This is a genomic window from Clostridium sp. CTA-6 (assembly GCF_054768115.1).
The window spans coordinates 321,682-334,656 of sequence record NZ_BAAAAU010000001.1 but is presented as its reverse complement, the minus strand read 5'-3'; the positions used below and the strand labels follow the sequence as shown (position 1 = coordinate 334,656).

The window sequence follows — 12,975 nt, the reverse complement described above, 5'->3', positions numbered from 1 at the left end:
TATTATCGATAATGTTTTTATTTTTTTTATAAAATAATGTTTCTTTTTATAAAAAATATTTCTTTTGTTAGAATATTATGGATATTTTAATTATTTTTAAAATGCCTTTTAATAAATGAAATAATGTTTTTTATTTTGAAACTAATATATTACACCTGTTTTATTAATATTTTTTTCTTTTTCATAATAACTATATATAAATATCAATTTTAGAATGGATAATTTAATAATTATGAATAATGAAAATAGCAAAAAAGATATTGATATAGAAGATATAGAAAATATAGATACTTTAATAAACCTATCTGATGAGTGTATAGAAAAAACCTTAAATAGGATAAAAAATATAAACGCTTTAAGAGATGAATTAATAAGACTTAATTTAAATCCAGAGGGATTAATTTATTTTAATAATGAAGTTTATCCTTTACTTTATACTTTAACGAATCTTAGCACCACCTCTCTAAATCTATCTACTTCTGCTAATGTTCTATCCACTGCTATATATTTAAAGCCTAAGGATTCTAAGATTAAGGATACGCTTAAATTAATTTATGAAATAACTGAACAGTGTGAAGACATATATGATTCTTTAAAATATAAAATAGATACTCTTATATGTATATCTAAAAAATCCAAATAAAAAGGCTATATCTATTAAATAAAATTTAAGATATAGCCTAAATTTGTTGGTTACATATTAGTGTCATTTATAGAATCTAACCATACTCTAACAGGTTCTATAGTTCTTTCAATAGTTTCCTTCTCAAATGGATTATTCAAATTAGCCTCTTTAACTAATTCTAAGAAAGATTTACTTCCTCCTTTTTTACATAAATTCAAATAATCTTCCCAAGCTTTTTCTCTATTTTCATTAGATTTATGCCAAAATTGCAATGCACAAATTTGTGCTAAGGTATAATCTATATAATAAAAAGGAACTGAAAATATGTGGGATTGTTTAAACCAAAATCCTCCTCTATTTAAAAAATCATTGTCTTCATAGTCTCTACTAGGAAGATATTTCTTTTCAATTTTTCTCCACTTATCTTTTCTCTCCAGAGGAGATGCATCAGGATTTTCATATACAAAATGTTGAAATTCATCCACTGTAACTCCATAAGGTATAAATATTATAGCAGAAGCTAAATGACTAAATTTATATTTTAATTCATCCTCTTTAAAAAACAATTCCATCCAAGGCCATGCAAGGAATTCCATACTCATAGAATGTATTTCTGCAGCTTCATATGTTGGGAATATATATTCTGGCACTTCATAATGTCTACTACAATAAGCCTGAAAAGCATGGCCTGCTTCATGAGTAAGTACATCTACATCTCCAGAGGTTCCGTTGAAATTTGAAAATATGAAAGGAGATTTATATTTTGATATATAAGTACAATATCCTCCTGAAGCTTTCCCCTTTTTGCTTATAAGATCCATAAGTTCATTCTGCAGCATAAATGTAAAAAATTCATCCGTTTCTTTAGATAATTCTCCGTACATCTTTTTTGCTTTCTCTAATATATCAGAAGCATCCCCCTTTGGAACAGCATTCCCTGTTAAAAATTTCAAAGGTTCATCATAATATTTAAGAGTTTTAAGCCCCAAACGTTGCTTTTGCCTTAATTTTAGCGACTCTGCTAAAGGAACTATATATTTTTCTACTGCATTTCTATAGTTTTTAACCATATTGGAATCATAATCTGATCTCATCATTCTTACATAAGCAAGTTCTACAAAATTATTGTATCCTAGTTTTTTAGCTATTTTATGTCTTACTTTAACTAATTTATCAAATATATTATCAAATTTCTCTTCATTTTCCGCATAAAAATTAGTAGAAGCTTCATAGGCTCTCTTTCTCATTTCTCTATATTTTGATTGAATAAAAGGTTCTAACTGTGCTAAATTCCTTTCTTCTCCTTCAAATACTATTCTAGCAGAAGCCTTTAATTTTTCATATTCAGTAATCAATTTATTTTCCTCTTTTAATTCCTCTAATATTCCATCTTCAAAGGTTTTAAGCTTCATCTCTGCCAATATAAATAATTGTTTTCCCCATTTATCTTCTAATTCATTCTTAAATTTTGAATTCACCAGCACTTTATAATATTTTGCTATAATCCCTTCGTATATAGGTATATTCTCATCCATAAAAGCTTTTTCTTTTTCATAAAGAGAATCTTCTGTATTTATAGAATTTCTTATATTCACAAGTTCTATCATACTTTCTACTTCATTTCTTAAAGTATTGATTTTTATTATTATTTTATCCTGTTCCTCTGAAGATTGAGATTTTTGAAAACCTTCTATTAACTTCTTAAATTCTAATAAAACCATCTCTATGTTTGGTCTTTCATATTTATAATCTGTAAATTTCAAAATATAACTTCCTCCTTATTTTAGATTTAATTAAATAATAGTTTTTCCCTTAATATAAATTTAATTACATCTTAGCATATTTTATCATCTTTATAGCATCAATTCCGAATATTAATAATATTTTAAATTTTTGAAATTATATAAAGTTATTTTATATAAAATTTATTTATTTTAACATTTGAAATATTGTTAATATTATGCTTTATAATAAAACTTTATTTCCATTTTTATTATAGGATATAAATGCACTTTTAAATTTAAACTATTATTGTAGAGAAATTTAAGGTAGGTGTAATAATTGAAGAAATTTTTATTTAAAAAAACTTTGTTCTCAGTGTTATTAGCTGGTTTTTTATGTATTTTCAAATGCACTAGTGTTTCTGCTGCTGATTATACTTCTTATACTGTAGTTTCTGGAGACAGCTTATGGAAGATTGCAGTAAAATACCAAATTGGACTAAGCAAAATAATAGAAGTTAATCCTCAAATCAAAAATACTTCTTTAATATATCCTGGTCAAAAGATAAATATACCAAGTATAGATACTATAAAAGCTTTAGAAAATGAAGTCATAAGCCTTGTAAATATTGAGAGAGAACAGGCTGGATTACCTCATTTAAGAACTAACTGCCAGGTTTCTAAAGTAGCTAGATATAAATCTCAAGATATGGCCACTAAAGGCTATTTCTCTCATACTTCATCAACTTATGGTTCTCCTCCTACCATGTTACAAAATTTTAATATAAAGTCTATTACCACTGGTGAAAACATAGCTTATGATAAAAAGATTCCTCAACAGGTTATGACTAATTTAATGAATTCTCCTGATGATAGAAAAAACATATTAAGCAATACTTATACTGAAATTGGTGTAGGTTTATATAAAAGTTCTTCTGGTGTATATTATTGGACTCAACTATTTATTAAACCTTAAGAATTAAATAAAAAGCTATGAATAGAGAATGTTTTATTCATAGCTTTTTAATGTTAAAATGAAATTTATTTTTGAATACTTTGTTACATAAGCATTCTATGTATTATATATTATATATTCTATATACTTATAATTACCCATATTATATGATTTAATTATAAATATTCTTCAACCCATTGAATATTTTTTATATTATTCTCTACAATATAAATTATCTATTTATCAAACAATCCACCAGTCTTTTTATTTCTAATGGCTTTCCTACTTCCTCCAATATTCTTTTGAGCCCTTAATTTAGAATTATTTTGTGAAGATTTATTTTTGTTTTCTTCTATTATTTTTTTCATTTTTTCTATAGTACTTTCCTTCATATTATTCTCCTCTAATTTCTATATTTTAATGATCACACAGACTTTCCCTTGAATATTATACTATTTTCTTAGAACAGTGAACACCCTACAATTTTGATAAATACAAATTTTTAACTAACTTTATTAACACAATACATCTGGAAATATTAATATTACATACTATCTTTCTATTTTTCTTTATAAATGTTTATAATTTTCACTGTAGCAAATCACTTATCATATCATATTAATTATAAGCATTTAGTGAGGTTTTAAATTTAAATGAATTGGAGAATAAAAAAACAAAACAGATACTTAAGAGAAAAGGCTGTAGCCTATGCTACAACTTATGCCTTAAATCCTAATCCCCAATATAGATACTTGCCTATAGTAAATAATAGTAGTGGTGATTGCACAAACTTTATATCTCAATGTCTATTAGCTGGTGGTGCGCCCATGAATTTTAATAGCGAGTATCCCTGGTGGTATAAACATAACAATACTATAAATGTAATGGATGATACCTGGTCTATATGTTGGGCTGTAGCTCATTCTTTATATTATTATTTAAAGGTAAACCAAGAAAAAGGTTCTTTTGGTGCAAAGGGATTAGAAGTTTACAATGAAAATGAATTAAATATTGGTGATCTAGTATTTTTTGAGGATAATAATAATCGTATATTTCATTCTACAATAATAACTTCTTTTCAAGGTAAAGAACCTTTAATATCACAGCATACCTTTAATGATTTAAATATTCCAATTAAAACTTCCTGGAAATATATCAAACCACATTTTTTAAAAATAAGTTTATAATTCTATGTGTGCTATTTTTAATACCATTGTAATATATTTTTTAGAGCTAATACTTAAGTTATATATTAGCTCTAAACTAATTTTTGTTAAAATATAAGTTAAAATTAGTTGTTTCAAAAAATAATTAGCTAGTATTTATTTATACTTATATTTAAGATTTTATACATATATAGCTATAGGCAAAGCTTGAATAGCTGGACCTTGTATACTTGTAATAATGTTATTTAAAGTTATAATATCATTATCGTTCAGTAGTTTTAAATGGGGAGTTATAGATTTTAAAAACTTATTGTAATAACCACTCATTCTAGTTTTTCTAAGCAAATCAATCTTATCTTGACTCTGTGCTATTTTAACAACCTTGCACAAAATTTTACAATTACAATAGGCCATATCATACATATATGGGTTTTCCTCAGAAAAATTATTTGTATTTACAGTTAATACTCCACTACAATTTTTTAGTCTTACTACAATATCTCTAGTATTATAACTGTTTAAATTTTCATTTAAATTTTTTAATTCTTTTAATACTACATTATAATTATTCATAAAGTGACTTTCATCTAATTTACTTTTTTCTTGAAGTAAATAATCTAATTTATTAACATCATAGCATTCCATAGTGTCTATTATACAACTTAATTGAGAAACTATACATATAGTATCCATATTAGCTTCAAACTCTACATAATCTCCACAATCTATATTATTATTTATAATATCTTTTTCTGTGATTTGTTTTATCATATTTTGGTTCATCATCATATTTTTTAAATTATGAAACAAATGAAAAGTAGTATATATTTTAGTAATTCCAAATTCTCTTATATTAGTATTTTTCCCATCTAAACTTCCCATAATATTAGATTCATCACTTAAAGAATTGCATTTGATTGATAAGCTTTCTTTATCCTTATTACATATGCTTTTTTCTCTGTTATGAAATTTATTTTTCTTTTTAGAATAAGTATCTTCATTTCTACAGCGTTTCTCCATCCCTTTTTGCAATCTAACAGAATCTGTTTTATCTGTAATATACTTTATACTTGTACTTTGTAAATATCCATTTATTAAAATAGAATGTAAATCCTGAATTAGCATCTTGTTTAAATAAATAGGCATGGATATCATAGGCTATCCTCATCCTTTAAATTATTTATACTATATATAATATTAATATACTATAATTTAGTTTACATATATGATGTCCTTAAAAAAATTATGCTTTAGCCTAATGCACATCTATTATTTATAAATTTTACTAAATTAAATAAGTTTTTGTCTATTATTTATCTGGTGCATAATAATAATTTGTAACTATTTGAGTAGATATATTATCCTCATCACCATAATAGTTTGAATTTATTTCTGGATTATTCTTTAAATCCAAACTATTTAATTGTTCTTTATTACCTCTTATTTTATTATTTTTAGTTTTCAAATAAACTCACTCCTTTTTAAATAGTTTTTTATTTTTAATAAAATTTTATTCATCATAAATTATATATATTTCCATCAACATAAGGTGATTTTTAAATATATTTTTCAAAAGTCCTGCATATTTTATTAATTTATTTGTATTTTTTTTATTATATCAAAAGTTTTTTAATTTATATAATATAAATTAAAAAAGATTAAAACAATATTAATATCTACTGTAATTTTTAAAACCTTATTACAGTATAATCGTAATATATAGATATTTTAAAATTACATTTATTTATTATAGTATAATTTTAGATTTAAAATACTTTTTGTCAAAAAAGGAAATATAGTTATTATTTATCTTTAATGTAAATCTATTGATTTTTATAACAATTAATAATATTATTATAATTGAGTTGTTAAAGATGTATGACTAGTCTGTCAATTAGATAAAAGAATAGATTTTCATTTAATTTAAATTAATATTTATTCTTTTTATTATATTTTGTTATATATTAAGTTTTTAACTTAATCATATATGTTTTAACATTAAATTTTAAATAAGGGGGGTCTTATTAAATGGCAAAAACTGAAAATTCAAAACATCCTTCAGGTCTTTATATCTGTGGGATGACAGTTGCTTGGGAAAGATTTTCATTTTATGGTGTAAAATCTGTACTTATTCTTTTTTTAGCAACTCAAATTATCAAAGGGGGCTTTGGCTTAAGCAAAGCGGATGCAGCATCTTTGGTATCCACTTACGCAGCACTAACTTATTTAGCACCAGTAATAGGTGGCTGGATTTGTGACCGTTATCTAGGAGCAAGATACTGCGTAGTATTAGGTACTTTATTAATGGCTGCTGGTAACTTTGTTCTTTTCCTAAATCAAGGGAAGTTTGGGGTCTATGCAATGATTATATTAGTAACTATTGGTACTGGTTTTTTTAAAGGAAATTTAAATACAATGGTTGGTCTTTTATATGATCAAAATGATTCTAGAAAAGATGGTGCATTCTCAATTATGTATTCATTTACAAATATAGGTGCTATGTTTGGACCTCTTTTATTTGGACTTTTTGCAGATCAAATATTTTCTACAAAAGTTAATGGAGAAATAGCTCATTATGGATACAAAGCTGTTTTCTTAGGTGGAGCTATAGCCTGTCTTCTATCAGGTCTTTCCTTTGCCCTTGGTGTTAAAAAGACAATGGGGGATTCTGGTAAGATAGCAGCTGCCAAACTCGCTCCTTCTACAACAGGTGCGGATAATAAAAAACAATCAACTGCACCTTTAACAAAAGCTGAGAAAAATAGAACTATAGTTATATTTGTATTAACATTCTTTTCTATATTCTTCTGGACAGCTTATAATCAGGCCTCTACGTCTATAGCTCTATATACTAGAGATTTTATAGATATGAATATAGGAAGCTTTACTATGCCAGTACCTTGGCTGGATTCATTTAATGGATTTATGTGTGTTATATTAGGACCTATAATGTCCGCTCTTTGGATTAAACTTGAAAATTCTAAAAAAGGTGATTTAAACATAACACAAAAAATGGCTCTTGGCTTTGTACTATTAGCTGTTGGTTTTGTATTTATGATCTTTGCAGTATTACAAAGAGGCGGTTCCGCTGACCCTGCAGTAAAGGCTAGTGTAATTTGGGTATTATTATTTTATGTATTACAAACTACTGGAGAAATGTGTTTCTCACCAATTGGAAACTCAATGGTTAATAGACTTGCACCTCCTAAATATGCTTCTGTATTAATGGGAGTTTGGTTCTTAAGTACTTTTGCAGCTAACAAGTTAGCCGGATACGGCCAAGCGTTCATAGATAAATTAGGCCCATTACAAGTATTTATAGCTATTCCTGTAGCTCTTATTGCAAATGCTGTAATAATATTTGCACTTAATAGAAAATTAACTAATATGGCAGAACAATTTGATTAATATAAAAGCCCCACATTTTATTGTGGGGCTTTTATTATTATTGAATTTTTTTCTTTAATATTCCTAAAGCCAACATTCCTATCAAAGAACCTATGACTAGTGCTACAAAATAGCCAAATGGATTACTTATATATAACAGGTAATACAAATATTCCACCATGTGGAGCTCTTAAAGAACACCCAAAATCTATAAATAAAGCTCCTGCAGTTATTGATTATTTGCTAAGGAAGCTGTTCCAAATACATAGGCTACCTTTAGAATGTCATTAATTAGTAAACCACTTAATTTTAAAATCATATTATAATATGCTTAACTAATTTTATATTTAAATAAATCAATCTTACTTTATAGTATTTGGTTTAATATCTCTTTTACTTTTTCTTTACTAGCTAAGCCTTCTGAAAATGCACTAGCACTACCAGTAGCTAATCCCATTTTGAAGGCCTCCTCTAAATTATTATTTTTTAAATATCCTGATATAAAACCTGCTACCATGGAGTCTCCAGCTCCTACAGAATTTTTTAAAACTCCCTTAGGTACTCCACTTTTTATTACTTCTCCTTTAGATGAAATAAATATTGCTCCATCTCCTGCCATGGAAATAAGAACATTTTCCGCTCCCATCGTCTGTAATTTTCTACTATAACCTATTATTTCTTCTTCATTTTTAATTTCTACACCAAACAATTCTGACAACTCATGGTGATTAGGCTTAATTAAAAATGGTTTATATTTTAATACCTTTAATAAAAGTTTTCCAGTGGCATCCACTACAAATTTTATATTTTTATCTTTAAGTCTTTCCATTATAGTTTCATATATATTCTCTGGAAGAGTTTTAGGAATACTTCCCGCAAGTATCAAAAAATCTCCTTCTTTTAGATTATCTAATTTATTAAACAATTCATCTAAGTCCTCAGCATTTATAGAAGGTCCTGTTCCATTAATCTCTGATTCTTCCTTTGATTTTAGCTTTACATTTATTCTAGACATTCCATTTTTTAATCTAATAAAATCCGTTTTACATCCAAAGGATCTAACTCTTCTTTCTATTTCCTCCCCTGTAAAGCCAGCTATATAACCTAAAGCTATATTTTCTACATCTAAATTATTTAAGACTATAGAAACATTTATTCCCTTACCGCCTGCATAAATCTTCTCATAGCTTGTTCTATTTAAATTACCTGTTTTAAAATCATCTACCTTAGCTACATAGTCTAAAGCTGGATTAAAAGTAATAGTATAAATCATTATATTGTTACCTCCACTATTCTTGTTAAATTCTTGTATTTATCATCTAAAATTCTTGTTGTAATTATAGTAGCTTTACTAATATCGCCAAAGGTTACAGAGCTTATTTGATCGAACTTAGAATCATCAGCTAATACATAAGCATTTTTAGATCTTGTTACCACCTCTTCCTTAACTAAAGCTTCTCTAATATCAGGAGTTTTATCCATTATATTTTTCATTTAAAATACCATTTAATAATATATTCATCAAATCTACCATGGCTTGTTTCATAGTAATATTATTATTAGTTAAAAATTTATAGTCTAAAAATGTATCACTAACTTTTTCTAAAATTAAACTTACTATATTTATATTTATATTTTCTCCTATTACCCCTTGATTTTTACCTTCTTTTAAAATTTTTTTTACTAAATCTATTTTAAAATCTTTAAACTCTTGAATTTTTTTAAATTCCTCAGGATAGAATTTATAAGCTTCATCCAAAATCCTTACTGGTAATTTATATTTATGATAAGAATAAATTATATTATATAATTTTTCATCTAAAGGCATTTTCTTTTCTAATAATTCTAAAGTGCTTTTTTTATCACTATCTATTATTTCATTAAAATATTGACTTATTAGATCATTCTTACTTTTAAAATACTTGTATATGGTTTTTTTACTTATTTTAAGATCATAGGATATATCATCCATAGTAAATTTTTTCAACCCATATAATTCTATATTTTTAGAGGTTATATCTAGTATGTTTTGTTTCATTATTTTATTCTCCTTTATGTAAATGGTATATAATATATCATTTGTTTTGTATACTAAAGGTTTTTTAATTAAGTATTTTTTCTTTATATTATACATCTATTAATAAAATTTTTCATTTTATGCTATAGTATCTAAAAACAATAACATTTCCCTAATTACAGCGTTTAAGCATAATTATCCCTAGAACACAAACTATTATAAGTAAAATCAATGCTATTTTTTCATAATTTACCCATAGAGCTGCCATAATAACTGAGCCAACAAAAGACCCTATATATTGAAAACTATTAACTATACCATTAGCTGTACCCCTATAGCTTTCCTCTGCTATTTCATTGGCAAGGGATGGTACTAATGTACATATACATATATATCCTGTCATAAATAATATAGTTCCTACTAATATAAATGTAAATGAACTTTTGTTAAAATAAAAAATCACACCTAAAGCAGTAACAGCAAAGGATATAATTAATAGCTTTATTCCATAACCCTTTTCTGAAACTCTTACAGCCCATGTCATAAAAGCTATAGCTATAAGAACTGAAGGCATAAATATTTTCCACATACCATCAATACCTGTAATACTTTCCAAATACTGTGGTAAAGCAAAAAATACTGCTGCCATTATAAAATTATTTAAAAAAGCTGCTATATTTAATTTTACAAATATATTATTGTCTAATAATATATGAAAAACTTCCTTAATGTTAATATTATTTTTAGAATATCCTTCTTTAGAATTAGTTTCACTTTTATGATGAGATTTTTCTTCTTTTAAAAATACTAATATTATAATCCAACTAAATAATATTAGCAAAGCACAATATAAGAACATATTATTTACAGATACATACCTATGTATTATAGGTCCTAAAGCAAAGGAAGCTGTAGCTGCAAAACCCAATATAATCCCAACTATACTTATAGCTCTTGTTCGTTTCTCACAATGTACACTGCTAGAAATCCAAGAATATCCTACTGCAATTATAGCACCACTTCCCTGCAGGGCTCTAGCAACTATTAATAAATAAATATTTTTTGCAAAATAAGCCAATAATAGTCCTATAATTACTTGCATAAGCCCTATTAAAATAACTTTTTTATTCCCAAATTTATCACTAAAAACACCAAAAGGTATCTGAAAAAAAGCTTGCATAAGACCAAATATACCCAATGCTACACCAGCTAATACTGGAGTACTATAAGCTAAAGTTTTGCTATAAACAGATATAAAGGGCATAACCATAGTCATAGCCATCTGCCTTATACCTAAGGTAAACCCTAGTGTACATATAAACATTAATTCTTTTTTTGAAAACACATTCTTTTTCATAATACACCTCTCACATTAAAATTTACCAAAGAAACTAAATTGGTTTTTTAAGTTTCTGACATAAGCTTAATACTTCCCCTCCATGATTGTCAAGAATAATTTTTTTACCGTATACTTCTAAATTACTACTTGTATTTAAATTATATAAAATTTACTTAACATTGAAATTAGATTAAAAATATTAATTTATATTTAAAAAACCTTTATTTTAAAAATTTATGTAATCTTCACTTAAAATTTTTTAATATAGATAAATAAATCTTTATTTTTCAGACTTTGACTTTCTTTGACTTTAGATTTATCATATACATATAAACTTAATAATATTAATTAACAAGGAGGAGTTAAAGAATGTTTGATATGATACCTTTTAGAAAAAACAGTATAAACAAAAAAGATGACTTCTTTTCACCATTTTTAGATACTTTCTTTAATGATGAGCTCTTTTCACTAATGACTAACTTACAGGGTAACTTCAAAGTGGATTTAAAGGAAACAGATGAAAATTATTTAATAGAAGCAGATCTACCTGGAGTAAAAAAAGAAGATATAGCAGTAGAATTTGTAAATAATTATCTTACAATTACTGCAAAAAAAGATTCTTCTATAGAAAATAAAAAAGAAAATTTTGTTAGACAAGAAAGATATTATGGAGAATTTAACAGAAGTTTCTATATAGATAATGTGGATGAAAATAATATAGAGGCTTCCTTTGAAGATGGGGTTTTAAAAATTAATTTACCTAAATTAGATAAAGAAAATTTAAATAGGAAAAGGATCGATATTCAGTAAAAATATAAACAGCCTCTTGAAATTAATCATAAAATGATAGGTTATTTTTATAATAACAAGTATAACTAAAGGAGTGCTATAAAAAGTACTCCTTTACACTTATATATACGATTTGTAATATAGAAAAGAAACCTTCTCATACTATACATAATAAACAGTAAAAAAGCTATCTTATCTCGTTTTTTATTTTTCTCCCATTGCACATAACCAATTTTTCTCTTCTAAGGTTTCTATGGATATCTTCTTATATCCCGCTTTTCCTAATAAGTTTTTTATATAATTCACACTATATATTTTCATACCTGGTACTTTTTTTAGATATTCTTCATTTCTTTCTTTAAATTTTTTACTGGTATAACTGGCATTTACTATAATAAATTTTCCTGAAGGTTTTAATACTCTTCTTACTTCTTTAAAACTATCTAATAAATTTGGCCAAAAGTATGTAGTTTCTACTGCAGATATAATATCAAATTTATCATCTTCAAAGGGCATTTTATCTACACTACCATGAATAATCTCTACTTTCCCCTTTTCTATTAAATCTTTGTTATATTTTTTAGAAAAATTTACACAATCTAAAGAATAGTCCATACCAAAAACTTTTCCTTCTGGAACTTTATTAGAAAGTCTATTTACAGTTCTTCCTCCTCCACAACCTATATCTAATATGATATTACTATCTTTTGCTTTAAGTTTATCAAGTCCCCAAGTAGTTACTTCAAAGTGTTCTTTATTCATACTTTTTGCAATAAATTTACCCATCATTCCTTTAGGTCTTCTAAATTGTCCATAAAATTTATTTATTAAATTTTTCATAGTGTACTCCTTTCTATAAAAAAATTGTATTTTTACAATAATCAAGTAATTTTCAGATTCCCATAGTAGAATATTAAAAGATGCAGAAATTTTAAAAGCTAGAAAAGAAGGCATGTGGACTTATTATAGTATCACC

At 25.7% G+C, this 12,975-nt stretch carries 15 protein-coding genes; 6 read left to right on the top strand and 9 right to left on the bottom strand.

Annotated elements, in window-relative coordinates; genetic code table 11:
- Positions 1 to 232 precede the first annotated feature (232 nt).
- Complete coding sequence (locus tag ACYUDJ_RS01420) at positions 233 to 643, top strand: hypothetical protein (RefSeq protein ID WP_042385019.1); 411 nt, start codon at positions 233 to 235, stop codon at positions 641 to 643.
- A gap of 50 nt (positions 644 to 693) precedes the next feature.
- Here the strand turns inward: ACYUDJ_RS01420 and ACYUDJ_RS01415 are convergent, their stop codons facing one another.
- On the bottom strand, positions 694 to 2,346 hold the full coding sequence (locus ACYUDJ_RS01415) for a M3 family oligoendopeptidase (protein WP_003486093.1): 1,653 nt from the start codon (positions 2,344 to 2,346) through the stop codon (positions 694 to 696).
- A gap of 340 nt (positions 2,347 to 2,686) precedes the next feature.
- Between ACYUDJ_RS01415 and safA the strand changes: the two genes are divergently transcribed.
- Positions 2,687 to 3,322 carry a SafA/ExsA family spore coat assembly protein gene (safA, locus tag ACYUDJ_RS01410; protein WP_042385024.1) on the top strand — a complete coding sequence of 212 codons (636 nt, stop codon included), beginning with the start codon at positions 2,687 to 2,689 and terminating at the stop codon, positions 3,320 to 3,322.
- Positions 3,323 to 3,537: 215 nt separating this feature from the next.
- On the opposite strand, the gene ACYUDJ_RS01405 is transcribed toward safA, so the two are convergent.
- Complete coding sequence (locus ACYUDJ_RS01405) at positions 3,538 to 3,693, bottom strand: hypothetical protein (protein ID WP_003486098.1); 156 nt, start codon at positions 3,691 to 3,693, stop codon at positions 3,538 to 3,540.
- A 261-nt stretch (positions 3,694 to 3,954) separates the two neighbouring features.
- On the opposite strand from ACYUDJ_RS01405, the gene ACYUDJ_RS01400 reads away from it, so the two are divergent.
- Entirely contained in the window at positions 3,955 to 4,488 is a 534-nt protein-coding gene (locus ACYUDJ_RS01400; protein WP_003486100.1) for an amidase domain-containing protein, read from the top strand.
- Between the two features lie 159 nt (positions 4,489 to 4,647).
- Here the strand turns inward: ACYUDJ_RS01400 and ACYUDJ_RS01395 are convergent, their stop codons facing one another.
- The gene (locus ACYUDJ_RS01395) at positions 4,648 to 5,622 is read right to left on the bottom strand and encodes a DUF6414 family protein (RefSeq protein ID WP_042385028.1); all 975 of its coding nucleotides are present in this window, start codon (positions 5,620 to 5,622) and stop codon (positions 4,648 to 4,650) included.
- 154 nt (positions 5,623 to 5,776) lie between these two features.
- Positions 5,777 to 5,932 (bottom strand): hypothetical protein, encoded by a 156-nt coding sequence (locus ACYUDJ_RS01390; RefSeq protein WP_003486104.1) that lies wholly within the window; start codon positions 5,930 to 5,932, stop codon positions 5,777 to 5,779.
- Positions 5,933 to 6,495: 563 nt separating this feature from the next.
- Here ACYUDJ_RS01390 and ACYUDJ_RS01385 point away from each other — a divergent pair.
- Both ACYUDJ_RS01385 and ACYUDJ_RS01380 read left to right on the top strand, forming a co-directional pair.
- Positions 6,496 to 7,875 (top strand): peptide MFS transporter, encoded by a 1,380-nt coding sequence (locus ACYUDJ_RS01385; protein ID WP_003486107.1) that lies wholly within the window; start codon positions 6,496 to 6,498, stop codon positions 7,873 to 7,875.
- A gap of 117 nt (positions 7,876 to 7,992) precedes the next feature.
- Positions 7,993 to 8,145, top strand: a complete 153-nt coding sequence (locus ACYUDJ_RS01380) for a hypothetical protein (protein ID WP_154698177.1) — start codon at positions 7,993 to 7,995, stop codon at positions 8,143 to 8,145.
- Between the two features lie 76 nt (positions 8,146 to 8,221).
- Here ACYUDJ_RS01380 and pfkB read toward each other — a convergent pair whose 3' ends face one another.
- The 4 genes from pfkB to ACYUDJ_RS01360 form a co-directional block, all read right to left on the bottom strand.
- The gene (gene pfkB, locus ACYUDJ_RS01375) at positions 8,222 to 9,127 is read right to left on the bottom strand and encodes a 1-phosphofructokinase (RefSeq protein WP_003486111.1); all 906 of its coding nucleotides are present in this window, start codon (positions 9,125 to 9,127) and stop codon (positions 8,222 to 8,224) included.
- Positions 9,127 to 9,348, bottom strand: a complete 222-nt coding sequence (locus tag ACYUDJ_RS01370; RefSeq protein WP_003486113.1) for a DeoR/GlpR family DNA-binding transcription regulator — start codon at positions 9,346 to 9,348, stop codon at positions 9,127 to 9,129. The genes pfkB and ACYUDJ_RS01370 overlap by 1 nt, the downstream gene beginning before the upstream one ends.
- Complete coding sequence (locus ACYUDJ_RS01365) at positions 9,329 to 9,892, bottom strand: TetR/AcrR family transcriptional regulator (RefSeq protein WP_042385034.1); 564 nt, start codon at positions 9,890 to 9,892, stop codon at positions 9,329 to 9,331. Before ACYUDJ_RS01365 ends, ACYUDJ_RS01370 begins: the two co-directional genes overlap by 20 nt.
- A gap of 151 nt (positions 9,893 to 10,043) precedes the next feature.
- Complete coding sequence (locus ACYUDJ_RS01360) at positions 10,044 to 11,228, bottom strand: MFS transporter (RefSeq protein WP_043031904.1); 1,185 nt, start codon at positions 11,226 to 11,228, stop codon at positions 10,044 to 10,046.
- Between the two features lie 351 nt (positions 11,229 to 11,579).
- Here ACYUDJ_RS01360 and hsp18 point away from each other — a divergent pair, with 351 nt between their 5' ends.
- Positions 11,580 to 12,020 (top strand): heat shock protein Hsp18, encoded by a 441-nt coding sequence (gene hsp18, locus ACYUDJ_RS01355; protein WP_003486120.1) that lies wholly within the window; start codon positions 11,580 to 11,582, stop codon positions 12,018 to 12,020.
- Positions 12,021 to 12,203: 183 nt separating this feature from the next.
- On the opposite strand, the gene ACYUDJ_RS01350 is transcribed toward hsp18, so the two are convergent.
- Positions 12,204 to 12,839: a class I SAM-dependent methyltransferase gene (locus tag ACYUDJ_RS01350; protein ID WP_042385036.1), complete on the bottom strand. Its 636-nt coding sequence runs from the start codon at positions 12,837 to 12,839 to the stop codon at positions 12,204 to 12,206.
- Between the last annotated feature and the right edge of the window lie 136 nt (positions 12,840 to 12,975).

Coding starts and splice junctions, on each gene's coding strand:
- ACYUDJ_RS01420 (WP_042385019.1), top strand. CDS start 233: ATGAATAATGAAAATAGCAAAAAAGATATTGATATAGAAGATATAGAA.
- ACYUDJ_RS01415 (WP_003486093.1), bottom strand. CDS start 2,346: ATGGTTTTATTAGAATTTAAGAAGTTAATAGAAGGTTTTCAAAAATCT.
- ACYUDJ_RS01405 (WP_003486098.1), bottom strand. CDS start 3,693: ATGAAGGAAAGTACTATAGAAAAAATGAAAAAAATAATAGAAGAAAAC.
- ACYUDJ_RS01400 (WP_003486100.1), top strand. CDS start 3,955: ATGAATTGGAGAATAAAAAAACAAAACAGATACTTAAGAGAAAAGGCT.
- ACYUDJ_RS01395 (WP_042385028.1), bottom strand. CDS start 5,622: ATGATATCCATGCCTATTTATTTAAACAAGATGCTAATTCAGGATTTA.
- ACYUDJ_RS01385 (WP_003486107.1), top strand. CDS start 6,496: ATGGCAAAAACTGAAAATTCAAAACATCCTTCAGGTCTTTATATCTGT.
- ACYUDJ_RS01380 (WP_154698177.1), top strand. CDS start 7,993: ATGGATTACTTATATATAACAGGTAATACAAATATTCCACCATGTGGA.
- pfkB (WP_003486111.1), bottom strand. CDS start 9,127: ATGATTTATACTATTACTTTTAATCCAGCTTTAGACTATGTAGCTAAG.
- ACYUDJ_RS01370 (WP_003486113.1), bottom strand. CDS start 9,348: ATGAAAAATATAATGGATAAAACTCCTGATATTAGAGAAGCTTTAGTT.
- ACYUDJ_RS01365 (WP_042385034.1), bottom strand. CDS start 9,892: ATGAAACAAAACATACTAGATATAACCTCTAAAAATATAGAATTATAT.
- ACYUDJ_RS01360 (WP_043031904.1), bottom strand. CDS start 11,228: ATGAAAAAGAATGTGTTTTCAAAAAAAGAATTAATGTTTATATGTACA.
- hsp18 (WP_003486120.1), top strand. CDS start 11,580: ATGTTTGATATGATACCTTTTAGAAAAAACAGTATAAACAAAAAAGAT.
- ACYUDJ_RS01350 (WP_042385036.1), bottom strand. CDS start 12,839: ATGAAAAATTTAATAAATAAATTTTATGGACAATTTAGAAGACCTAAA.